General features: G+C 62.7%; 22 protein-coding genes. 13 read left to right on the top strand and 9 right to left on the bottom strand.

What is annotated here, in order from left to right; genetic code table 11:
- Positions 1-76: 76 nt before the first annotated feature.
- Positions 77-895: a 3'(2'),5'-bisphosphate nucleotidase CysQ gene (cysQ, locus tag ACIPW4_RS01970; protein WP_400654347.1), complete on the bottom strand. Its 819-nt coding sequence runs from the start codon at positions 893-895 to the stop codon at positions 77-79.
- Complete coding sequence (nudE, locus tag ACIPW4_RS01965) at positions 892-1,458, bottom strand: ADP compounds hydrolase NudE (protein ID WP_400654346.1); 567 nt, start codon at positions 1,456-1,458, stop codon at positions 892-894. Before nudE ends, cysQ begins: the two co-directional genes overlap by 4 nt.
- A 64-nt stretch (positions 1,459-1,522) precedes the next feature.
- On the opposite strand from nudE, the gene yrfG reads away from it, so the two are divergent.
- Positions 1,523-2,185, top strand: coding sequence for a GMP/IMP nucleotidase (gene yrfG / locus ACIPW4_RS01960; RefSeq protein ID WP_400654344.1), 663 nt, complete (start codon positions 1,523-1,525; stop codon positions 2,183-2,185).
- 111 nt (positions 2,186-2,296) lie between these two features.
- Here the strand turns inward: yrfG and lysM are convergent, their stop codons facing one another.
- Positions 2,297-2,734, bottom strand: a complete 438-nt coding sequence (lysM, locus tag ACIPW4_RS01955) for a peptidoglycan-binding protein LysM (RefSeq protein WP_079230439.1) — start codon at positions 2,732-2,734, stop codon at positions 2,297-2,299.
- Positions 2,735-2,909: 175 nt separating this feature from the next.
- Here lysM and fdhD point away from each other — a divergent pair, with 175 nt between their 5' ends.
- From fdhD to ACIPW4_RS01940, 3 genes are all read left to right on the top strand, one after another.
- Positions 2,910-3,740 carry a formate dehydrogenase accessory sulfurtransferase FdhD gene (gene fdhD, locus ACIPW4_RS01950; protein ID WP_400654342.1) on the top strand — a complete coding sequence of 277 codons (831 nt, stop codon included), beginning with the start codon at positions 2,910-2,912 and terminating at the stop codon, positions 3,738-3,740.
- A gap of 5 nt (positions 3,741-3,745) precedes the next feature.
- Complete coding sequence (locus tag ACIPW4_RS01945) at positions 3,746-6,091, top strand: FdhF/YdeP family oxidoreductase (protein ID WP_400654340.1); 2,346 nt, start codon at positions 3,746-3,748, stop codon at positions 6,089-6,091.
- A 212-nt stretch (positions 6,092-6,303) separates the two neighbouring features.
- The gene (locus ACIPW4_RS01940) at positions 6,304-6,780 is read left to right on the top strand and encodes a glycine zipper domain-containing protein (protein ID WP_400654338.1); all 477 of its coding nucleotides are present in this window, start codon (positions 6,304-6,306) and stop codon (positions 6,778-6,780) included.
- 56 nt (positions 6,781-6,836) lie between these two features.
- Here ACIPW4_RS01940 and ACIPW4_RS01935 read toward each other — a convergent pair whose 3' ends face one another.
- Entirely contained in the window at positions 6,837-7,277 is a 441-nt protein-coding gene (locus ACIPW4_RS01935; protein ID WP_400654337.1) for an acyl-CoA thioesterase, read from the bottom strand.
- A 102-nt stretch (positions 7,278-7,379) separates the two neighbouring features.
- Between ACIPW4_RS01935 and ACIPW4_RS01930 the strand changes: the two genes are divergently transcribed.
- Complete coding sequence (locus ACIPW4_RS01930; RefSeq protein ID WP_400654335.1) at positions 7,380-7,844, top strand: hypothetical protein; 465 nt, start codon at positions 7,380-7,382, stop codon at positions 7,842-7,844.
- Positions 7,844-8,116: a type II toxin-antitoxin system RelE/ParE family toxin gene (locus ACIPW4_RS01925; protein WP_400654333.1), complete on the top strand. Its 273-nt coding sequence runs from the start codon at positions 7,844-7,846 to the stop codon at positions 8,114-8,116. The genes ACIPW4_RS01930 and ACIPW4_RS01925 overlap by 1 nt, the downstream gene beginning before the upstream one ends.
- A 57-nt stretch (positions 8,117-8,173) precedes the next feature.
- Here the strand turns inward: ACIPW4_RS01925 and ACIPW4_RS01920 are convergent, their stop codons facing one another.
- Positions 8,174-9,721: a phosphoenolpyruvate carboxykinase gene (locus tag ACIPW4_RS01920; RefSeq protein WP_400654331.1), complete on the bottom strand. Its 1,548-nt coding sequence runs from the start codon at positions 9,719-9,721 to the stop codon at positions 8,174-8,176.
- Positions 9,722-9,900: 179 nt separating this feature from the next.
- Positions 9,901-10,800, bottom strand: coding sequence for an Hsp33 family molecular chaperone HslO (gene hslO, locus ACIPW4_RS01915; RefSeq protein WP_400654330.1), 900 nt, complete (start codon positions 10,798-10,800; stop codon positions 9,901-9,903).
- Between the two features lie 119 nt (positions 10,801-10,919).
- Between hslO and ACIPW4_RS01910 the strand changes: the two genes are divergently transcribed.
- Positions 10,920-11,714, top strand: coding sequence for a phosphatase PAP2 family protein (locus tag ACIPW4_RS01910; RefSeq protein ID WP_400654328.1), 795 nt, complete (start codon positions 10,920-10,922; stop codon positions 11,712-11,714).
- 112 nt (positions 11,715-11,826) lie between these two features.
- On the opposite strand, the gene ACIPW4_RS01905 is transcribed toward ACIPW4_RS01910, so the two are convergent.
- Positions 11,827-12,228 (bottom strand): RNA-binding S4 domain-containing protein, encoded by a 402-nt coding sequence (locus ACIPW4_RS01905; RefSeq protein WP_400654326.1) that lies wholly within the window; start codon positions 12,226-12,228, stop codon positions 11,827-11,829.
- Positions 12,229-12,337: 109 nt separating this feature from the next.
- Here ACIPW4_RS01905 and ACIPW4_RS01900 point away from each other — a divergent pair, with 109 nt between their 5' ends.
- Entirely contained in the window at positions 12,338-12,820 is a 483-nt protein-coding gene (locus ACIPW4_RS01900; protein WP_400654325.1) for an ATP-dependent zinc protease, read from the top strand.
- Positions 12,817-13,722 carry a 30S ribosomal protein S6--L-glutamate ligase gene (gene rimK, locus ACIPW4_RS01895; RefSeq protein ID WP_012316721.1) on the top strand — a complete coding sequence of 302 codons (906 nt, stop codon included), beginning with the start codon at positions 12,817-12,819 and terminating at the stop codon, positions 13,720-13,722. Before ACIPW4_RS01900 ends, rimK begins: the two co-directional genes overlap by 4 nt.
- A gap of 117 nt (positions 13,723-13,839) precedes the next feature.
- On the opposite strand, the gene ACIPW4_RS01890 is transcribed toward rimK, so the two are convergent.
- Together ACIPW4_RS01890 and ompR are read right to left on the bottom strand one after the other, a co-directional pair.
- Complete coding sequence (locus ACIPW4_RS01890) at positions 13,840-15,153, bottom strand: ATP-binding protein (RefSeq protein WP_400654323.1); 1,314 nt, start codon at positions 15,151-15,153, stop codon at positions 13,840-13,842.
- A 13-nt stretch (positions 15,154-15,166) separates the two neighbouring features.
- Positions 15,167-15,907 carry a two-component system response regulator OmpR gene (gene ompR, locus ACIPW4_RS01885; RefSeq protein WP_400654321.1) on the bottom strand — a complete coding sequence of 247 codons (741 nt, stop codon included), beginning with the start codon at positions 15,905-15,907 and terminating at the stop codon, positions 15,167-15,169.
- Between the two features lie 217 nt (positions 15,908-16,124).
- Between ompR and ACIPW4_RS01880 the strand changes: the two genes are divergently transcribed.
- From ACIPW4_RS01880 to ACIPW4_RS01865, 4 genes are all read left to right on the top strand, one after another.
- Positions 16,125-18,449, top strand: coding sequence for a Tex family protein (locus ACIPW4_RS01880; RefSeq protein WP_400654319.1), 2,325 nt, complete (start codon positions 16,125-16,127; stop codon positions 18,447-18,449).
- Complete coding sequence (locus ACIPW4_RS01875; protein WP_400654317.1) at positions 18,449-18,832, top strand: PaaI family thioesterase; 384 nt, start codon at positions 18,449-18,451, stop codon at positions 18,830-18,832. Before ACIPW4_RS01880 ends, ACIPW4_RS01875 begins: the two co-directional genes overlap by 1 nt.
- A gap of 154 nt (positions 18,833-18,986) precedes the next feature.
- Entirely contained in the window at positions 18,987-20,564 is a 1,578-nt protein-coding gene (gene gshA, locus ACIPW4_RS01870) for a glutamate--cysteine ligase (protein WP_400654316.1), read from the top strand.
- Positions 20,564-21,199: a TetR/AcrR family transcriptional regulator gene (locus tag ACIPW4_RS01865; protein ID WP_400654315.1), complete on the top strand. Its 636-nt coding sequence runs from the start codon at positions 20,564-20,566 to the stop codon at positions 21,197-21,199. Before gshA ends, ACIPW4_RS01865 begins: the two co-directional genes overlap by 1 nt.
- Positions 21,200-21,262: the final 63 nt, after the last annotated feature.

Here is a 21,262-nt window from a genome sequence, read left to right as displayed (position 1 = left end):
CATAAATTGCCGGGGCTGCTGCGCAGCCCTTTCGCGACACAAGGCCGCTCCCACAAGGACAGTGAGCGGCCAAAGGTCAGATCAGGCTCAGGAATGCCTGGCGCCAGGCAGCCTTGGCCGGCAACGCCAGGAAGAACGGATTGAGCAGCGACTCACGCGCCGGGTAGCGGAACGGTTGGCCATCCACTTCGATCACCTCGCCACCGGCCCCCTCCAGCACACCCTGAGCCGCCGCCGTGTCCCACTGCGAAGTCGGCGCCAGGCGCGGGTAGCAGTCGGCGCTGCCTTCGGCAAGCAGGCAGAATTTCAGCGAGCTGCCGATGTTCGCCAGCTCCAGTTCACCCACGGCGGCACTCAGGCCAGCCAGCAGCGCTTCCTGCTCGGGGCTGGAATGACGACGGCTGGCCACTACGGTGAAGCGGCCATCGGCAGGCGGCGCGTTGCGTACTTGAACAGTAAGCGCTTCGGCAGCGCCATCAGAGCGCCAGGCGCCAAAGCCACGGCCACCGAAATAACAGCGCCCGTTAGTCGGCATCGACACAACACCAAACACCACTTCGCCGTTCTCGATAAGCGCGATGTTGACGGTGAATTCCTCACTGCCCGCGATGAACTCCTTGGTACCGTCGAGCGGATCGACCAGCCACCAGCGGCTCCAGCCCTGGCGCTCGGCCAGAGGGATATTGCAGTCCTCTTCGGACAGCACCGGGATCTGTGGCGCCAGCGCCAACAAGCCATCGGCAATGATCCGATGCGCAGCCAGGTCTGCGGCCGTCACCGGCGAATCGTCGGCTTTGTTGATCACCGCCACGTCGACGCGCCAGAACGGCAGGATGGCCTCGCCGGCCAGCTGGGCGAGCTTGACCACTTCGTGCATCAATTGCTGGTCGTTCATGCTTCGAACAGCCCCCGCTGGATCAACAGGTCACGGGCCAGGTACAACGCCGCCAACGCCCGCCCCTCGGTGAACTGCGGGTGCATGGCCAGGGCCGAGAGCTCGCGCAGGTTGACCATGTCGACCCGCATCGGCTCCGGTTCGTCGCCCTCCAGGCGCTCCTCGTAGAGGTCGCTGGCCAGCACCACCTGGATCTTCTGGCTCATGTAGCCAGGCGACAGCGACAACTCCGTCAGGTGCTCCAGCTGGCGGGCGCCAAAACCGGCTTCTTCCTTGAGCTCGCGCTCGGCCGCTGCCAGCACGTCCTCACCCGGCTCGATCAGGCCTTTGGGCAACGACAATTCGTATTCGTCGGTACCGCCGCAGTATTCCTCCACCAGTACTGCGTGCTCGGCATCGAGCATGGCCACGATCATCACCGCGCCGTAGCCATTGCCACGGCCAACCAGGCGCTCATAGGTACGCTCGTTGCCATTGCTGAAGCGCAGCTGTACGGCCTCGACCCGAAACAGGCGGCTGCTGGCGACGATTTCGCGACTGAGGACGGTGGGTTTCTGGCGCATGGGGCGGCTCCTTGGCGTGAACGGGTTACTATACCGTGGCTAGCCGACTGATCGAGAGTTTCCCATGCCTGTTCTTCCCTGGTCCGCCATCGATACCGTCCTGCTGGACATGGACGGCACCCTGCTCGACCTGCACTACGACAACCGCTTCTGGCTCGACCATCTGCCCCAGCGCTATGCCGAGCTGCACGGGGTCAGCCGGGCCATGGCGGAAATGGAACTGCAGCCACTGTTCGAGCGCAATGCCGGCACACTCAACTGGTACTGCCTGGACTTCTGGAGCCGCGAGCTGAAACTGCCGATTCGCGAGCTCAAGCGCGAAATCGCCGACCTGATTGCCCTGCGACCGGATGCCGACACCTTCCTCGCCGCCATCCGCAAGGCGGGCAAGCGCGTGGTGATGATCACCAATGCCCACCGCGATTCACTGTCGCTGAAGCTTGAGCGGGTGGAGCTGGCGCCGTATTTCGAGCGGCTGATCAGTTCGCACGATTACGGCTACCCGAAGGAAAACCCGCAGTTCTGGGATGCCTTGCAGGCGGACATCGGTTTTGATCCGCAGCGCAGCCTGTTCATCGACGACACCCTGGCCATCCTGCGCAGTGCGCGGCGCTTTGGCGTGGGGCACCTGCTGGCGGTACGCCAGCCGGACAGCAAGGCGCAGCCGCGCGATACCGAGGAATTCGCGGCGGTCGAGGACTACAGGGAACTATTGGCTGGCCTTTAGGGCCCTTTCGCGGGTAAACCCGCTCCCACAGGTACCGCTCCGCATTTGAATGTGATGCCTAACCTGTGGGAGCGGGTTTACCCGCGAAGAGGCCGGAACGAGCGGTAAAGATCAGTCAGGAATGCGCAGCACCTGCCCCGGATAGATCTTGTCCGGATGCTTGAGCATCGGCTTGTTGGCCTCGAAAATCTTGTTGTAATCGGCCTTGCCATACGCGACCACCGCAATCGCTGACAGCGTGTCGCCCTTTTTCACGGTGACGAACCTTGCCGCCGCCACGACCGGCCCGGTCACGGTGATCTGGTCATCGACGCTGGCCACCCCTTCGATGTTGCCGGCGGCAAGAATGATCTTCTCTTTCTCCTCCTGGCTGGCCACCTCGCCCTTGAGAATGACCTTGTCACCCTCTACAGTGGCGGAGATGTTCGGGTTGCCCAGGCCGACACTTTCCACGTGTTTTTTCAGCTGCTCCTCGGCATTGGCATTGCCGGGAGTCAGCAGGTCGATCAACTTCTCGCCGGCTTCCTTCACGAAACTGAACAGGCTCATGACGTGCTCCTTGTTGACGTTAACCTCGGAGCAAGGAGTCTAGGCCAGGATTGCCCACCCCGCCCTTCTGCGACCAATCGACGCGGTCTATCAAGGCATAGACCCTAGCGATTAGACGCGCCCGGCCCACCGGCCTAGTCTGGTGCTATCAGACAGCCGCTAGTAAAGCCCCCCGATGCGAAGCAAACCTCCGGTCTGCGCGGCCACCGTGCCTCTGGCCCTTCCCGCCGCCAGCAATACCTACGACTACGTCCAGCTCAGTGACGGCGAACACGCCTGCACGCCGCTGGCCGAAGAAGTGGCCCTGGCCATTGCCTACAACGGCCTGAACCAGGCGGTAATGCTGGTCAGCCCCACCGATCTGGAAGACTTCGCGGTCGGTTTCAGCGTCGGCAGCGGCATCGTCGAAGGCACAGCGGAAATCTACGACCTGAAGCTTTCCGGCAGCGGCTCGGCGATGTACGCCGACCTGGAAATTTCCAGCCGTGCGTTCTGGAACCTGAAGAACCAGCGCCGTCAGCTGGCCGGCACCAGCGGTTGCGGTCTGTGCGGGGTTGAAGCCCTGGAGCAGGCGCTGCCGGAGCTAAGCGCATTGCCTGGCGCACCGCTGCCCCCGGCGCAATGGCTGGCGGACATGCGCGAGCGAATCGATGCATTCACGCCGTTGGGCCAGCATTGCGGCGCCGTGCACGCCGCGCTGTTCATGGACGCCCAGGGCGAATTGCTGATGGGCCGTGAAGACATCGGCCGGCACAACGCCCTCGACAAGCTGATCGGCGCCTTGCTGCGCCAAGGCGTCAGCACCGCAGGCGGCCTGGCCATCGTCACCAGCCGCTGCAGCCTGGAACTGATCCAGAAAGTGCTGCGCGCCGGCATCCAGACCCTGGTCAGCCTCTCGGCACCCACCGGTCTTGCCCTGCAATGGGCGCGCAAGCACAACCTCAACCTCATTCATCTGCCCAAACACAGTGCACCGCGGGTCTACAGCCCAGCGGCGGAGTCGTAACAGCCGTGACCTCGTACCAGCAACTCCCGGACAACGCCCCAGCCTCCAGCCCTCGCTACCAGCCCTACCACGGCCCCGCCGGTGGTTGGGGCGCGCTGCGCAGCGTGGCCAAGGCCTGGGTCGGCAGCGATAACGCGCTGAAGAACATCCGCGCCCTGCTCAAGACCAACCAGAACGGTGGTTTCGACTGCCCCGGCTGCGCCTGGGGCGACTCGCCCGAGAGCGGCATGGTCAAGTTCTGCGAGAACGGCGCCAAAGCGGTCAACTGGGAGGCCACCAAACGTCGCGTCGATGCGGCGTTCTTCGCTCGCTACAGCGTCAGCGCACTGCTGCAGCAGAGCGATTACTGGCTTGAGTACCAGGGCCGCCTGACCGAGCCAATGGTCTATGACCCACAGAGTGACCGTTACCAGCCCATCACCTGGGATGCCGCCTACGCCCTGATCGCACGTGAGCTGAACAAGCTGGTCACGCCAGACCAGGCGGAGTTCTACACCTCCGGCCGCGCCAGCAACGAAGCAGCTTACCTGTATCAGCTGTTCGTGCGCGCCTTCGGCACCAACAACTTCCCCGACTGCTCGAACATGTGCCACGAAGCCAGCGGCGTGGCCCTTGGCCAGAGCGTCGGTGTCGGCAAGGGCACCGTCACCTATGACGACTTCGAGCACGCCGATGCGATCTTCGTCCTGGGCCAGAACCCCGGCACCAACCACCCGCGCATGCTCGACCCGCTGCGCGACGCGGTAAAACGCGGCGCCCAGGTGGTGTGCGTCAACCCGCTCAAGGAGCGTGGTCTCGAGCGCTTCCAGCACCCGCAAAACCCGCTGGAGATGCTGACCAACAGCGACCGGCCGACCAACACCGCGTTCTTCCGCCCGGCACTGGGCGGCGACATGGCGTTGCTGCGCGGCATGGCCAAGTTCGTTCTGCAATGGGAGCGCGAAGCGCAGGCCAAAGGCGAGCCGGCGGTGTTCGACCACGTGTTCATCGCCGAGCACGGCCATGGCGTGGAGGCATACCTGGCAGCGGTAGACGCCACCTCCTGGGAGCACATCCTCGAGCAATCCGGCCTGTCGCTGGCCGATGTCGAACTGGCGGCACGCATGTACTGCCGCGGCAAGCGGGTGATCATGTGCTGGGCGATGGGCATCACCCAGCACCGCCACTCGGTGCCGACCATCCAGGAAATCGTCAACCTGCAGATGCTGCGCGGCAACATTGGCGTGCCGGGCGCCGGCCTGTGCCCGGTGCGTGGCCACAGCAATGTGCAGGGCGACCGCACCATGGGCATCAACGAGCGCCCACCGGCGGCCCTGCTCGATGCCATCGAAAAGCGCTTCGACTTCAGGGTGCCACGGCATAACGGCCACAACACCGTCGAGGCGATCCACGCCATGCTCGACGGCCGTGCGAAAGTCTTCATCGGCCTGGGCGGCAACTTCGCACAGGCCACCCCGGACACCGAACGTACCGCACAGGCGCTGCGTAACTGCGAACTGACCGTGCACATCAGCACCAAGCTCAACCGCAGCCACCTGATCCACGGCAAGCAGGCGTTGATATTGCCATGCCTGGGACGCACCGACATCGACCTGCAGGCTGACGGGCCGCAGGCAGTCACCGTGGAGGACTCGTTCAGCATGGTCCACGCCTCCAATGGCCAGCTAAAGCCACTGTCGACTCACATGCGCTCGGAGCCTGCCGTGGTCGCCGGTATCGCAGCCGCCACCCTGGGCAAACACCCGGTGGACTGGCACTGGCTGGTGGCCGATTACGCGCGTATCCGCGACCTGATCGGCGACACCATTGCCGGTTTTGCCGACTTCAACCAGCGCCTGGCCCACCCGGGCGGTTTCTACCTGGGCAACAGCGCTGGCAGCCGTCAGTGGAAGACCACCACCGGCCGCGCCAACTTCAAAGCCAACCTGCTGCCCGACACCCTGATCGACGAGCGTGTGCGCGCCAGCGGCCAGTTGCCGGACCTGATCATGCAGTCGATGCGCTCCCACGATCAGTACAACACCACCATTTATGGCCTGGATGACCGCTACCGCGGCGTGCGCGGCCAGCGCGAGGTACTGTTCGCCAACGAGGCCGACATCATCCGCCTGGGCTTCCAGCCTGGCCAGAAGGTCGACATCGTCTCGTTGTGGGGCGATGAGCATGTGCGCCGTGTGCATGGCTTCACATTGCTGGCGTTCGACATCCCTGCCGGGCAGGCGGCGGCGTACTATCCGGAAGTGAACCCGCTGATTCCGCTGGAAAGCATTGGCGACGGCAGCCATACGCCGACATCCAAGTTCGTTGCGATCAAGTTGGAACGGGCCAGGGACGACGGCCGAATCCTGTAAGCGAGCATGCCCCGGCAGAAACGAAAAAGCCCTGTTCCGCGAGGTCCAGGGCTTTGTCATAAATACCTCTGACAAGCGAAAAACAATAAAGTTTCACTGCAAATACAGTAACTTAGAGAATTGTGTACAACTCGTGTTACTCGTCGGATTTCCGTTGCCAGCCGCCCTCCGTAGCCTCAAATTCGCCTCGTCTTCCCTATGAGGCTCTCTTGATGAAGAAGTACTCCTCGATTCTGTTGTTGTCTTTCAGCTTGCTCAGCGGCGTTGCCATGGCAGGCGGCAATACCGAGGCTGGCATTGGCGGCGCATTGGGTGGGGTACTCGGCTCCGTCGTGGGCAACTCCATCGGTGGTAGCACCGGCGGCGCCATCGGTGCCGGTCTGGGCGGTGCGGCCGGCGGTGCGCTGGGTGCCGACAAGCGCCAGCGTGGCGAGGCCGCCATCGGTGGCGCACTGGGCGCGGCGGGCGGTAACGTGGTCGGTCGCTCGGTGGGCGGCACCACGGGTAGCTACATTGGTGCGGCCGCAGGTGGCGGTGCCGGTGGCGCGCTGGGTAACTACATGGGCAACAAGGCCGATGAAGACGAGCGCCATGACGACCGTCGCTACCGTCGCGACTACGACGACCGTCGTCACTATGACCGTGGCCGCCACTATGGCCACCGCAAGCACCGTCACTGGCGTCACTGATACCTCAGGCCAAGCCTGCGGGTAACAAGAGCCCTGCCCTCACCGGCAGGGCTTTTTCATGCCTGCGGTTCGAGCTGCAGGCCAGTCAGGATTACCTGCAAGGCCTCGGGCAGCTGCACCGGCCTGCCACTGGCACGCTCGATGAATACCTGCACCACCGTGCCTGCCGCACACGCATCGATCTCTCCCGGGCGGTAAAGCGCCAGGCGGTACTGCACCGTACTGCCCGCCAGCCGTGTCACCCCCAGCCCCACCTCCAGTACATCCGGGAAGCCCGGCAAGGCGAAGAAGTCAGCCGCCGAACTCACCACGAAAGCCGCCAGCTCCCCATCGCGCAGGTCCACATTCGCTTGTTCGACGAGGAAGGCCTGGATGGCGGTTTCGAAGAAGCCATGCACGGTAGCACCGGCGATGTGCCCGTTGGCGTCATTGTCCTGCGGGCGTGTGAGGATCGGGTGGAAGTGGAAGAAGGCCGTGCGGTTGGGGGATTCAGTCATGAGTTATCCACAGTTGGTTACATCAAAGAGAAATTTCCCACAACAAGTGAGGAAGGCCTATAGTCGCAATCAACTATAGATTGCATAGCATGGTGCCCCCTAATGAAACCGAGAATCACACCAGTGCCTACTCATCAGTTGGACCATGCAAACCTTAGCCGAATGGCAGAATCAGGCCGAATCAAAGCAACGCATATTGTAGGGCAGCCCGGCGGCTGGTCTGTTCAGATTGATGTCAACCATCAGGAGCATGTGCTCATTGCTCAACGCAGTGGCAATGTCAGGTTGTTCAAGAAATTCGAAACGCTGGTGACCTACCTGCTCGACCTTGGTATTGAGCACTTTCAGGTCGATGCGTCCACGTTCGATCCGAGCCAGCTGAGCACCTATCAACGTCCTGATCGCGCTCTGGCACTCAAACGAGCCCATGAGGCGGCAGCCTATGAAGAGTGGTTTGCCACACAGGTTGAAGCAAGCCTCAAAGATGCATCCCCAGTCATCGAAGACGAAGACGCGGAACAACAGTTCGCCGCCTACCGCACCAAACTCAAAGCCAAGATTCGCTAATGCGTCTGGTTTGGCGAAGAATGGCGCTGAAGGACCGTTTTCGCATCATGGAGCACATTTCGCAGGACAACCCTGCCGCAGCTATTTTGCTGGACGAGACATTTCGGGAGAAAGCGCGGCGTGCGGCCCAAACGCCAGCACTCTACAAGATGGGCAGGTATCCGGGCACGAGAGAAATTGTCGTGAAGCCAAATTACGTGATGATTTACCGGAGGGTGGACAGTTGCGTAGAAATCGTTCGCATCCTTCATGCACGACAGCAGTGGCCATGACTCAGATGCAAAAAAGCCGCCTCAAAGGGCGGCTTTCTCGTTACGACCGGGGTCAGCTTACAGCTTTGGACCAGCAGCCTTGATGGCGTCGGAAACTTCGAACTTCTTGAAGTTTTCGATGAACAGCTTGGCCAGGCCTTGGGCGGCCTCGTCGTAGGCAGCCTTGTCAGCCCAGGTGGCGCGTGGGTTGAGCAGCTCGGTATCAACGCCCGGAACGGCCTTCGGCACGTCCAGATTGATGATATCCAGGTGCTCGGTTTCGGCGCCGACCAGAGCACCGCTCTGGATGGCAGCGATCACGCCACGGGTGGTCGGGATGCTGAAACGCTTGCCAACACCGTAGCCACCGCCGGTCCAGCCGGTGTTGACCAGGTAGACCTTGGAGCCGAAGGCGTTGATGCGCTTGATCAGCAGTTCGGCGTACTCGCCAGCCGGGCGTGGGAAGAACGGTGCGCCGAAGCAGGTGGAGAAGGTCGACTTGATGCCGCCGCCCGAACCCATTTCGGTGGAACCGACCAGCGCGGTGTAGCCGGACAGGAAGTGGTAGGCCGCCTGCTCGTTGTTCAGGATCGAAACTGGAGGCAGAACACCGGTCAGGTCGCAGGTCAGGAAGATGACTGCGTTAGGCTCGCCACCCAGGTTGGCTTCGGCGCGCTTGGCGACGTGCTCCAGCGGGTAGGCGGCGCGGCTGTTCTGGGTCAGGCTGACATCGGCGTAGTCGGCGTGCTTGTTGGCATCGAGAACGACGTTTTCCAGCACGGCACCATGCTTGATGGCTTTCCAGATGACCGGTTCGTTCTTTTCGGAAAGGTCGATGCACTTGGCGTAGCAGCCGCCTTCCATGTTGAAGACAACACCTTCGCCCCAACCGTGCTCGTCGTCACCGATCAGGTAACGGCTTTCGTCAGCCGACAGGGTGGTCTTGCCGGTGCCGGACAGGCCGAAGAACAGGGTTACGTCGCCTTCTTCGCCGATGTTGGCAGCGCAGTGCATCGGCAGCACGTCGGCGGCCGGCAGCAGGAAGTTCTGCACCGAGAACATGGCTTTCTTCATTTCGCCGGCGTAACGCATGCCAGCGATCAGCACCTTCTTCTGGGCGAAGTTGATGATCACGCAACCATCGGAGTTGGTGCCGTCACGCTCAGGCTCGCAGACGAAGTTGGCAACGTTGAGGATCTGCCACTGGTCGCGACCGGCCGGGTTGAACTGGCCTTGCTCCGGGTTGATGAACAGGCAACGACCGAACAGGTTCTGCCAGGCAGTCTGGGTGGTCATCTTCACCGGCAGGTAGTGCTCGGCAGCAGCCCCTACGTGAACGTAGGAAACGAAGTGATCCTGGGCGTTGTTGAACGCCTCGACGCGAGCCCACAGGGCATCGAACTTGTCGGCCGGGAACTTGCGGTTGATCGGGCCCCAGGCGATGGCGTCCTGGGTGGAAGGTTCTTCGACGATGAAACGGTCAGCCGGCGAACGGCCAGTACGGTGGCCAGTTTCGACTACCAGTGCGCCAGTATCGGCCAGCACGCCTTCACCGCGTTGCAGCGCTTCTTCAACCAGCTTATCGACGCTCAGGTCGGTGTACACGGTGTTGTTGGCTTGCGTCATGAGATACCCCATCCGGCCCGAGGCCGAGTGCTCCAAACGTTTTGTAGTTGTCTCGAAAAAACTACTACAGCGAAAAAAGTGGCCGGATTATGCCAGAAACGCCCAAAAAAAGTAGGCCCCTCCTGTCAGAACTGCGCTTTTGCGCAATTCGACAGGAGATTCACCTGAAATTAAACGTTTCAGTGGCGAGTTTCTGAGGCCGCTTCCGTGCCGCCACCGGCAAACAGTTGCGCCACATCACTGGCATCGAAGAAATAGCGCTGGTTGCAGAACTGGCAATCGATCTCCACCGTACCACCGCACTCCTCGACCAGCGCCTTGGCATCGTGCTCGCCCAAACTGACCAGAGCATTGCCGGAACGTTCGCGCGAGCAGCTGCATTTGAAGCGCAGTGGCTGGATGTCGAACAGGCGCACCGCGTCTTCGTGGTAAAGGCGGTGCAGCAGGGTCTCGTTGTCTTCCGACCACTCTTCGGGCTTGAGCGTCCTGGCCAGGGCAATCACATGCTGCCAGCTGTCCTCGCGCTCTTCATCATCCGGCTGGCGATCACGCGGCAGCTGCTGCAGCAGCAGGCCACGGGCCTTGCCGCCTTCGGCGTTGAGCCAGAAGCGGGTGTTGAGCTGCTGCGACTGCACGAAGTAGTTGGTGAAGCACTCCGACAGGTTGGCGCCGTCCAGGTCGACAGTGCCCTGATAGCGCTGGCCTTTGACCGGATCGATGGTGAGGGTCAAGTGACCGCCTGGCATCAACTGCTCGAGAGTGGCATCGGCCGGGATCTGATCCGCTTCGTAGCGGGCCATGCCGCGGATGTCACGCTCGCCCGAGCATTCGACCATCAGCAACGGGATCGGGCCTTCGGAGCGCGCCTGCAGAATCAGCAGGCCGTCGAACTTCAGTGCGCCCACCAGCAGGGCGGTGGCAGCCATCAGTTCGCCCAGCAGCGCCTGCACCGGCTGCGGGTACTCGTGACGCGCCAGCACCGCGGCGTAGCTGTCATCGAGAGACACCCACTCGCCGCGTACATCGCGCTCGTCGAAGATGAAACGTTGGGTGAAATCGGTATCAGGCAAGTCGCTCATAGGTTTTGGCTATCTGAAAATGATGACAAAATGGTTACACGGGATGTCGAACTACTGCGAGATCCCGTGGTAGAGCACTCACAAAGCGCTCTTGTTCCTGTTTGCAATAGAGGTATTTTATGGACAATCGACCACTGTTCCAAGCAAGGTGGTCTTGGGGGCCATTGGCAGCGTGTACGCTGCTACCCATCGCTCTACTGTGTTTCTGGTTATGGCCTATTGGCCAGATCCTGTGCCTGACTTTCGACGAGTGGCTATTCCATAGCCTTAATGCGCCCTTGGCCGACAACACGACCTGGCGCTACATCTGGACCGTCGGCAGCCTGCGCCCTTTCGACATTGTCGTTGGCCTGATCCTTCTGGCCGTGCTGATCCGAGGCAACGGGGTGTTCAAGGCCAGCCAGGTTCGCGAAGCCTTTTTTGGCTTTCTGGTCACGCTGATCCTATTAGTGGTGGTTCGCGCACTGTTTTCCAAGTGGGTGGACGCAATGGGCTGGCAACATGACAGCCCATCCATGGTGTTCGACAACGTCGTGCACCTCAGTGACTACTACCCGAAACTGGAAAAGGCCTGGGAATTGAAGGACCGATCCAGCAACAGTTTCCCTGGCGATCATGCCTCGGTACTGCTGATCTGGGCATTGTTCATGAGCCTGTTCAGCCGCCGGCTGGTGCAGCACCTGGTGATCTGGGGCCTGGCGTTTCTGTTCATGATGCCGCGGCTGGTGGCCGGGGCGCATTGGGGGCAGGACGATTACATCGGTGGCCTGCTGATGGCAGTGCTGGCGTTGGGCTGGAGTTGCCACACGCCTTTGGCGGCCAAGGGCAGTGCCTTGCTGCTGCGCTGGACGGCGCCGTTGTTCGCGATCGCGGCCAAGTTACCGTTGGTCGGACGACTCGCGGTGATGCGCTAGATCCCAGGGGCTGCTTTGCAGCCCTTTCGCGACACAAGGCCGCTCCTACAGTAGAGCGCGATCGCTTGTAGGAGCGGCCTTGTGTCGCGAAAGGGCCGCACAGCGGCCCCGGCTAATCGAAGCTGCCATGCAGCTGGTGAATCTGCCGCCGCTGCTTCTTGTTCGGCCGGCCATCGGTAGTCACCCCCATCGCCCCCGCCTTGCGCATCTCGGCCGCCTGCTCGCGGCGGCGCAGGCTATCTTCAGTCTCTTCGTACAGCGTCTGCGCCTCAGGCGCCCCGCGCCGCACCACCGATAGCGCCCTGACCACGACCGTGCGCTCGTCGAACCCGGTGCGCAGCACAAACTCGTCACCTACCCGCGGCTCTTTGCCCGGCTTGCAACGCTCGCCCCGGCAATGCACCTTGCCGCTCTCGATCGCCGCCTTGGCCAGCGCACGGGTCTTGTAGAAGCGCGCCGCCCACAGCCATTTATCCAGGCGAACCTTGTCGTCGTCCTCGGCTTTTTGTGCCATCTCGTTACCTCGAATTCTGTCTTTCATCGAACTGTACTACCGTAACTGACGGATGCAAAAAGTCCCCGCCGTGCTTACAGTTCACCACCTTATCCCCAGGGTGTGCTTTGTGAAGAAATTTGACCATCTGACAGTGATCGGCTTGCGCGAGTGGGTGGCTCTGCCCGACCTCGGCGTGGCGGGGCTGCGCGCCAAGATCGACACCGGCGCCAGCACCTCCAGCCTGCATGCCACCGAAGTCGAGCCGTTCGAACGTGACGGCCAGCCCTGGGTACGCTTCACCGCTCACCTGGGCTCGGTGGTGCAGCTGCGCCACCGCCGCTGTGAGGCGCCGCTGGTGACCATGAAGACCATCAAGAGCTCCAACGGCCATGCGCAGACTCGCTATGTGATCCGCACTTCGCTCGCCCTGGGCGACGCCGTGTGGGAAGTCGAGTTCACCCTGGCCTGCCGCAAAAACATGCGCTACCGCCTGCTTCTGGGCTCCAAGGCGCTCATTCACGGCCAGCTGGTGGTCAACCCCGGCCTGAAATACGTACAAGACAAACCGGCCTATCCGGCCACCCTCTCCCCTGTCACAGGTGCTGCATGAAGATCGCTGTGCTGTCGCGCAATCCGCGTCTGTATTCCACCCGCCGTCTGGTCGAAGCCGGTACCCAGCGGGGCCATGAAATGGTGGTGATCGACACCTTGCGGGCCTACATGAACATCGCCAGCCACAAGCCGCAGATCCACTACCGCGGCAAGCCGCTGGAAGGCTTCGATGCGGTGATCCCGCGCATCGGTGCCTCGGTCACCTTCTACGGCTGCGCGGTGCTGCGCCAATTCGAGATGATGGGCGTGTACCCGCTCAACGAATCAGTGGCGATCGCCCGCTCGCGTGACAAGCTGCGGTCACTGCAATTGCTGTCTCGTCGCGGCATCGGCCTGCCGATCACCGGTTTCGCCCACTCACCGGACGACATCCCCGACCTGATCCAGATGGTCAACGGCGCGCCGCTGGTGATCAAGGTACTCGAAGGCACTCAAGGTATCGGTGTGGTGCTGTGCGAAACCACTCAAGCGGCCGAGTCAGTTATCGAAGCCTTCATGGGCCTCAAGCAGAACATCATGGTTCAGGAGTACATCAAGGAAGCCGGCGGTGCCGACATTCGCTGCTTCGTGGTGGGGGACAAGGTGATCGCTTCGATGAAGCGTCAGGCAAAACCAGGCGAATTCCGCTCCAACCTGCATCGCGGTGGTGTCGCCAGCTTGATCAAGATCACACCCGAAGAGCGCATAACCGCCATTCGTGCGGCCAAGGTAATGGGCCTGAGTGTGGCAGGCGTGGATATCCTGCGCTCCAACCATGGGCCGCTGGTGATGGAGGTGAACTCGTCGCCGGGCCTGGAGGGCATCGAGGTGACAACCGGCAAGAATGTCGCCGGGATGATCATCGAGCACCTGGAGAAGAATGGCGGGCCGAACCAGACCCGGACCAAAGGTAAAGGCTGATTCAAGCCCGCACCGGCCTCTTCGCGGCTAAAGCCGCTCCCACAGGGATCGCGCAGAATTCAGAGCCTGTGCAGTACCTGTGGGAGCGGCTTCAGCCGCGAAGAAGCAGACAAATGTTCAGACAGCATTACGCGGTAGCAAAAGCCCCAGCGGCAGCCTTACCCGTGCCTCGATCCCGCCACCGGAGCGGTTGCGCAGCTCCACATTGCCGCCATGCTGGGCGGCAATCCGCTTGACGATGGCCAACCCCAACCCGGTCCCCTTGCCGCCTCGGGCGCGATCCCCGCGAATGAACGGATTGAAAATGGTTTCCAGCTCCGACTCATCGATCCCGGTACCCCGGTCCAGCACGCTGAGCACCACATACGGCGCGCTCTCGTCACCGGACACATAAGCCGCCACCTCGACACCTTTGCCTGCATGATGCAAGGCATTACCGATCAAGTTACCGAGCATGCGCTTGAGCGAAACCCGCCGCAGCGGGAATGGCGGAATCGGCTCCAGGCAAAGGCGTACGCGTTCTTGCGGCTGGTTGTAGGGCGCCACCACCTCGCGCACCAGGTCGGCCAGGTCGACTTCCTCGACCGGCTCGTCCCGCCCATCGCGAATGAATGCGAGGAACTGGTCAAGAATCGCGTCCATGTCCTCGATATCGCGGACCATGTCGTCACTCAGCTCGCTGTCGCTGTTCAGCAACGACAACGACAGGCGCAGTCGCGTGAGCGGCGTACGCAGGTCATGGGAAACCCCCGCCAGCATCAGCTCCCGCTCACGACCGGCCTGTTCGACATCTTCGGCCATCTGGTTGAAGGCGCGGTAAACCTCGGTCATCTCGCTGGGTGTGTCGCTGATCGGCAAGCGCACACTACGCCCCTGGCCCACCTGCCGGGCAGCGAACACCAGGCGCTTCAAAGGTTGGTTGAGCTGACGCACGAAAATCCACGCCGAGGCGGTCGACAACAGGCCGATGGCCAGGAACCAGCCCAGCACGTTCCAGATCTTCTGCCCACGCAGCGGGTGCGGGTACAACGGTACCTTCAGCCAGCCCGGGCCCAGGCTCGGCGCGTTCACCCACAGCGCTGGCGGCGCATGGATGCGCAGGCGCACCTCGGTGTCTTCACCCAGCTCGGCCTGCATCTGCCGCTGATAGATCTCGCTGTAAGGCCAGTGCTGCTCGCCCTCCGGCACGCCGGAACCGGTGACACGGATCAGCCCTGCGGCTTCGGCGATGCTGTCGCGATTCTCTTCATCCGCCGCCCAGTAGGCACGCAGGGTCAGCGCCACGCCGTGGCTGTACTGCCGATCGACCAGTACGTCCTCGTTCATCAGCAGGTAGACCAGCGTCAACGCCTTGGAGAAAAGAACGACGATCAGCACCAGCCACAACGTGCGGGCGAAGAAACTTTGCGGAAACCAGAGCGGTGTTTTCATCGACGACGAAACATCACTTGCCGGCGTTGCCGTCTGGCACGAACACGTAGCCTACGCCCCACACCGTCTGGATGTAGCGTGGCTTGGACGGGTCGGGCTCGATCATGCGGCGCAGGCGCGAAATCTGTACGTCGATGGAGCGCTCCAGGGCATCCCACTCGCGGCCACGGGCCAGGTTCATCAGCTTGTCGCGGGTCAGCGGTTCGCGGGCGTGCATCACCAGTGCCTTGAGCACGGCGAATTCGCCGGTGGTGAGCATGTGCACTTCGTCGCCACGCTTGAGTTCGCGGGTTGCCAGCGACAGTTCGTAGTCACCGAAAGTGACCGACTCGTCCTCGCTACCCGGGGCACCTGGCACACTTGGCGACTGGCGACGCAGCACGGCCTTGACCCGCGCCATCAGTTCATCGGGGTTGAACGGCTTGCCCAGGTAGTCGTCGGCACCCAGCTCCAGGCCCTTGATGCGGCTGAGCTCGTCACCCTTGGCGGTGAGCATGATGATCGGGATCTGGTTGTTCGACTGGCGCAGGCGCTTGCAGGCGGAGAGGCCGTCCTCGCCCGGCAGCATCAGGTCGAGCACCACCAGGTTGAACACCTCGCGCGACAGCAGGCGGTCCATCTGTTCGGTATTGGGAACCGCGCGGGCGCGGTAGCCCTTGCTGGTGAAGAAACGTTCCAGCAGGCTGCTGAGCCCCGGATCGTCGTCGACGATGAGAATCTTGTCACCTTCAGCGGTGTTTGGCGTGCCGGTCATGAATAACTCCTCTGATATCGCCGCGCATTATGGCGTAGCCATTGCTGCACGTTGCGTGAGCATTGTTAGCAGATTTTTCCCCGGGCGCCAGTTCCGACTGGCCGGGCGCCATCACCGCAAGGCGTTTGCGATGGGTATAATGCGCGGCTTTCATCCAGCGCCACAGGGCCCAAGGCCCACCGGCGACCCCCGTATTCACAAATGTCAGGTGGTTTACATGGACAGCATCAACAGCCGTATCGCCGAGGAACTGGGCGTACGCCCCCAGCAGGTCGAGGCGGCCGTGGGCCTGTTGGACGAAGGCTCGACCGTGCCCTTCATCGCCCGTTACCGCAAGGAAGTGACCGGTAGCCTCGACGACACCCAGCTGCGCCACCTGGAAGAGCGCCTGCGCTACCTGCGCGAACTCGACGAGCGCCGCGCCAGCATCCTGGCCAGCATCGAGGAACAGGGCAAGCTGACCCCGGAACTGGCCCGCGAGATCAAGCTGGCCGACACCAAGACCCGCCTCGAAGACCTCTACCTGCCGTACAAGCAGAAGCGCCGCACCAAGGGCCAGATCGCCCTGGAAGCCGGCCTCGGCGAGCTGGCCGACGGCCTGTTCAACGACCCGGACCTGGCCCCGGAAAGTGAAGCTGCGCGCTTCGTCGATGCCGAGAAAGGCGTGGCCGACGTCAAGGCTGCGCTGGAGGGTGCCAAGTACATCCTCATGGAGCGCTTCGCCGAAGACGCTGCCCTGCTCGACAAGCTGCGCAATTACCTCAAGCAGGAATCGGTGCTCAGCGCCCGCGTAGTGGCCGGCAAGGAAGAAGAAGGCGCCAAGTTCCGCGACTACTTCGCCCATGACGAACTGCTGCGCACCGCCCCGTCGCACCGAGCCCTGGCGATCTTCCGCGGGCGCAACGAAGGCGTGCTGAGCGCCTCGCTCAAGGTCGGCGAAGAGCTGCCCGGCACCCTGCACCCGTGCGAGCTGATGATCGGTAACCACGTCGGCATCGAAAACCGCAGCCGCCCGGCCGACAAGTGGCTGGGCGAGGTGGTGCGCTGGACCTGGAAGGTCAAGCTCTACACCCACCTGGAAACCGACCTGTTCGGCGAGCTGCGCGACAATGCCGAGGCCGAGGCGATCAACGTCTTCGCCCACAACCTGCACGACCTGCTGCTGGCCGCCCCGGCCGGCCCGCGCGCCACCCTGGGCTTCGACCCGGGCCTGCGCACCGGCTGCAAGATCGCCGTGGTCGACGCCACTGGCAAGCTGTTGGATCACACCACGGTCTACCCGCACGCCCCGAAAAACGACTGGGACCGCACCATTTCCATCATGGCCGCCTTGTGCGCCAAGCACTCGGTGGAGCTGATCGCCATCGGCAACGGTACCGCCAGCCGCGAGAGCGACAAGCTGGTGGCCGAGCTGGTGAAGAAGTACCCGGCACTGAAGATCACCAAGATCATGGTGTCCGAGGCCGGCGCTTCGGTGTACTCGGCGTCGGAACTGGCCGCCCGTGAGTTCCCGGACCTCGACGTATCGATCCGTGGCGCCGTGTCGATCGCCCGCCGCCTGCAGGACCCGCTGGCCGAGCTGGTGAAGATCGACCCGAAATCCATCGGCGTCGGCCAGTACCAGCACGACGTTTCGCAAATCAAGCTGGCTCGCGGCCTGGACGCCGTGGTCGAGGACTGCGTGAACGCCGTGGGCGTTGACGTCAACACCGCGTCGGTGGCGCTGCTGACCCGCATTTCCGGCCTCAACGCCACCCTGGCCCAGAACATCGTCGCTCACCGCGATGCCAACGGCCCGTTCGCGACCCGCGCAGCCCTGAAAAAGGTCAGCCGCCTGGGCGAGAAAACCTTCGAACAGGCCGCCGGCTTCCTGCGCGTGATGAACGGTGACAACCCGCTCGACGCCTCCGCCGTGCACCCTGAGGCCTACCCGCTGGTGCAGCGCATCGCCGCCGGCACCGAGCGTGACATCCGCTCGCTGATCGGTGACAGCGGCTTCCTCAAGCGCCTGGACCCGAAGAAGTTCACCGACGAGACCTTCGGCCTGCCGACCGTCACCGACATCCTCCAGGAACTGGACAAGCCCGGCCGCGACCCGCGCCCCGAGTTCAAGACCGCTACCTTCCAGGACGGCGTCGAGGACCTCAAGGACCTGGAGCCAGGCATGATCCTCGAGGGCGTGGTGACCAACGTCACCAACTTCGGTGCCTTCGTCGATATCGGCGTGCACCAGGACGGCCTGGTGCACATCTCGGCACTGTCGGAGAAGTTCATCAAGGACCCGCGCGAAGCGGTCAAGGCCGGCGACGTGGTCAAGGTCAAGGTCATGGAAGTGGACATCCCGCGCAAGCGCGTCGGCCTGTCCATGCGCATGAGCGACACCCCGGGCGAAAAGGTAGAAGGCAACCGCAGCGGCAACCGTGGCAATGGCGGCAACCGCCAGCAGCAGGTGCCACGCCCGCGTGAAACCGCTACTGCAGCCCCGGCCAACAACGCCATGGCTGCCCTGTTCGCCAACGCCAAGCAGCTGAAGAAGAAGTGATGGACATCCCCAAGGACTTGGTCCAAAGCGCCTACAGCCAGCTTCTCGGCTGCCGCGTGCAACGCCTGGACACCGGCGTTGCCGAGGTGGCCCTGGCGCTCGAGCCGCACCTGCGCAACCGCGGCCAGAAGCTGCACGGCGGGGCGATCTTCAGCCTGGTCGACATTGCCATGGGCCTGGCCTGCTCGGCCAGCCACGGCTTCGACCAGCAGAGCGTGACCATCGAATGCAAGATCAACTACCTGCGCGCCGTCAGCGACGGTGAGGTGCTGTGCACCGCTCGTGTGCTGCATGCCGGGCGCCGCACCCTGGTGGTCGACGCCGATGTAGTTCAAGGCGACAAACTGGTGGCGAAAGCGCAAGGAACCTTCGCGGTTCTCTAGCTCACCAAGGGGTATCTGCGGTATTTTTCGGCAGTGCGCTGGCACTGCCGGAACCGCGTAAACCAGGCGACAACGCCAGTTCCTTTTTTCCTACCCTTGTAGACCGTCATCTCTACCCCCATATTGGGGCGACTGACGCGTGAAGGAATACATCTTGAGCGACCTCCTCAACCGCCGCCTGAGCCTGCTCGGCGCCAATCTTCCCCTGCTCAAGCAGTGCCTGCACGGCATTGAGCGCGAATGCCTGCGCGTGACCGACGAAGGTCGCTTGGCCCAGACCCCGCACCCTGAAGCCTTGGGGTCGGCGCTGACCAACGAGCAGATCACCACTGATTATTCCGAGTCGCTGCTGGAGTTCATCACCCCAGCACTGGCCGACCCGGCCCAGGTGCTCGAAAGCCTCGAACAGACCCACCGCTTCGTCTACAGCAAGCTTGGCGACGAATACCTGTGGAGCCCGTCGATGCCTTGCACGCTGCCGGCCGAGGAGGACATCCCGATCGCCGAGTACGGCACCTCGAACATCGGCAAGCTCAAGCACGTGTATCGCAAGGGCCTGGCTCTGCGTTACGGCCGCACCATGCAGTGCATCGCCGGTATCCATTACAACTTCTCGCTGCCAGAGGCGCTATGGCCGCTGCTGCGCGATGCCGAAGGCGGCAAGGAAAGCGACCGCGACTACCAGTCGTCGGCGTACATCGCGCTGATCCGCAACTTCCGCCGCTATAGCTGGCTGCTGATGTACCTGTTCGGCGCCTCGCCGGCGCTGGACAAGGGCTTCCTGCGTGGCCGGCCACACCAGCTCGAAGAGCTGGATGCCGAAACCCTGTACCTGCCATACGCCACCAGCCTGCGCATGAGCGACCTGGGCTACCAGAGCAACGCCCAGGCCGGCCTCACGCCCTGCTACAACAACCTTGCCAGCTACACCGACAGCCTGCGCAAGGCGGTGGGCACGCCCTACCCGCCCTATGTCGAGGTCGGTACGCATGTGGATGGCGAATGGGTGCAACTGAACACCAACATCCTGCAGATCGAGAACGAGTATTACTCGAACATCCGCCCCAAGCGCGTCACCTACACCGGCGAGCGGCCGATTCAGGCCCTGACTTCGCGCGGCGTGCAATACGTCGAAGTGCGCTGCCTGGACATCAACCCGTTCCTGCCGGTGGGCATCGACCTGACCGAGGCGCGCTTCCTCGATGCGTTCCTGCTGTTCTGTGCGCTCGAACAGAGCCCGCAACTGGACAACGGCGAATGCAGCCAGTGCACCAGCAACTTCCTCACCGTGGTCAAGGAAGGCCGCCGTCCGGGCCTGGAACTGCACCGTGACGGCCAGCCAGTAGCGCTGAAGGCCTGGGCGACCGAACTGGTCGAACGCATCGGTCAGCTAGCCGGGCTGCTCGACCGCGCGCAGGGCGGTGATGACCATGCCAAGGCCCTTGACGCGCAACAGGCCAAGATCGACGACCCTGAGCTGACACCATCGGCCCAGGTGCTGGCACGCATGACCGAGCACGACGAAAGCTTTATCCAGTTCTCCCTGCGCCAAAGCCGCCTGCACGCCGAGACCTTCCGTGAGCAACCGCTGTCGGCCGAAGCGCAGCAGGCCTTCGAAACCCTGGCCCGCGAGTCGCTTGCCAAGCAGTCCGAACTGGAACAGGAAGAAGTCGGTGACTTCGACCTGTTCGTCGGCGCCTACCAGGCCAGCATCCTGGCGATCAGCAACTGATGAACCGCACCGCCACCCCGCGCAAACCGCGCGCCAGCAGCCAGGCCAGGATCGAAACGATCCTGGTCGCCGCACGTGAGTTGTTGGCCGACCAGGGGGTGGCGGGGCTGTCGATCTACAGCGTGGCGGAGCGCGCGCAGATCCCGCCTTCGTCGGTGTATCACTTCTTCGCCAGCGTTCCGGCCTTGCTGGAAGCGCTGACCGCCGACGTACACCGGGCATTTCGCGAGGCATTGAGCGCGCCGATCGACAGCAGTGCATTCGCCACGTGGCATGAACTGTCGCGGTTGATCGAGCAGCGCATGCTCGACATCTACAACGAGGATGCGGCGGCGCGGCAACTGATTCTGGCCCAGCATGGTCTGAGCGAAGTGGTCCAGGCCGACAGGCTGCACGACATGGAGCTGGGCAATCTGATGCATAGCCTGTTCAGTCGTCACTTCCAGCTGCCGGTAATGCCGAGCGATGTAGACGTCTTTGCCCTGGCCATGGAGCTGAGCGATCGTGTTTACGCACGTTCCATGCAGCTGTTCGAACAAATCACGCCGCGCCTGGCGGAAGAAGGCATGCGTGTGTTCGAAGCCTATCTGGCGCTCTATCTACCGCCCTTCCTGCCAAAGCGCATCGGTGCCTGAGCAGAAACATCTACCACCTGGCGGAACACAACGATCGTTTCAATGAGGTTTCAGCGTACGCGC

This window comes from Pseudomonas sp. NPDC089996, assembly GCF_044748405.1.
Taxonomy (GTDB): Bacteria; Pseudomonadota; Gammaproteobacteria; order Pseudomonadales; family Pseudomonadaceae; genus Aquipseudomonas.
This window is presented reverse-complemented; position numbering and strand designations above follow the sequence as displayed.

Bases quoted from the DNA above. Each gene is read 5' to 3' on its own strand.
- ACIPW4_RS01925 (WP_400654333.1), top strand. From the start codon at position 7,844: ATGCGTCTGGTTTGGCGAAGAATGGCGCTGAAGGACCGTTTTCGCATC.
- ACIPW4_RS01890 (WP_400654323.1), bottom strand. From the start codon at position 15,153: ATGAAAACACCGCTCTGGTTTCCGCAAAGTTTCTTCGCCCGCACGTTG.
- nudE (WP_400654346.1), bottom strand. From the start codon at position 1,458: ATGCGCCAGAAACCCACCGTCCTCAGTCGCGAAATCGTCGCCAGCAGC.
- rimK (WP_012316721.1), top strand. From the start codon at position 12,817: ATGAAGATCGCTGTGCTGTCGCGCAATCCGCGTCTGTATTCCACCCGC.
- ACIPW4_RS01875 (WP_400654317.1), top strand. From the start codon at position 18,449: ATGGACATCCCCAAGGACTTGGTCCAAAGCGCCTACAGCCAGCTTCTC.
- ACIPW4_RS01880 (WP_400654319.1), top strand. From the start codon at position 16,125: ATGGACAGCATCAACAGCCGTATCGCCGAGGAACTGGGCGTACGCCCC.
- lysM (WP_079230439.1), bottom strand. From the start codon at position 2,734: ATGAGCCTGTTCAGTTTCGTGAAGGAAGCCGGCGAGAAGTTGATCGAC.
- ACIPW4_RS01865 (WP_400654315.1), top strand. From the start codon at position 20,564: ATGAACCGCACCGCCACCCCGCGCAAACCGCGCGCCAGCAGCCAGGCC.
- yrfG (WP_400654344.1), top strand. From the start codon at position 1,523: ATGCCTGTTCTTCCCTGGTCCGCCATCGATACCGTCCTGCTGGACATG.
- hslO (WP_400654330.1), bottom strand. From the start codon at position 10,800: ATGAGCGACTTGCCTGATACCGATTTCACCCAACGTTTCATCTTCGAC.
- ACIPW4_RS01910 (WP_400654328.1), top strand. From the start codon at position 10,920: ATGGACAATCGACCACTGTTCCAAGCAAGGTGGTCTTGGGGGCCATTG.
- fdhD (WP_400654342.1), top strand. From the start codon at position 2,910: ATGCGAAGCAAACCTCCGGTCTGCGCGGCCACCGTGCCTCTGGCCCTT.
- ACIPW4_RS01920 (WP_400654331.1), bottom strand. From the start codon at position 9,721: ATGACGCAAGCCAACAACACCGTGTACACCGACCTGAGCGTCGATAAG.
- ACIPW4_RS01940 (WP_400654338.1), top strand. From the start codon at position 6,304: ATGAAGAAGTACTCCTCGATTCTGTTGTTGTCTTTCAGCTTGCTCAGC.
- ACIPW4_RS01905 (WP_400654326.1), bottom strand. From the start codon at position 12,228: ATGGCACAAAAAGCCGAGGACGACGACAAGGTTCGCCTGGATAAATGG.
- cysQ (WP_400654347.1), bottom strand. From the start codon at position 895: ATGAACGACCAGCAATTGATGCACGAAGTGGTCAAGCTCGCCCAGCTG.
- ACIPW4_RS01935 (WP_400654337.1), bottom strand. From the start codon at position 7,277: ATGACTGAATCCCCCAACCGCACGGCCTTCTTCCACTTCCACCCGATC.
- ACIPW4_RS01930 (WP_400654335.1), top strand. From the start codon at position 7,380: ATGAAACCGAGAATCACACCAGTGCCTACTCATCAGTTGGACCATGCA.
- ompR (WP_400654321.1), bottom strand. From the start codon at position 15,907: ATGACCGGCACGCCAAACACCGCTGAAGGTGACAAGATTCTCATCGTC.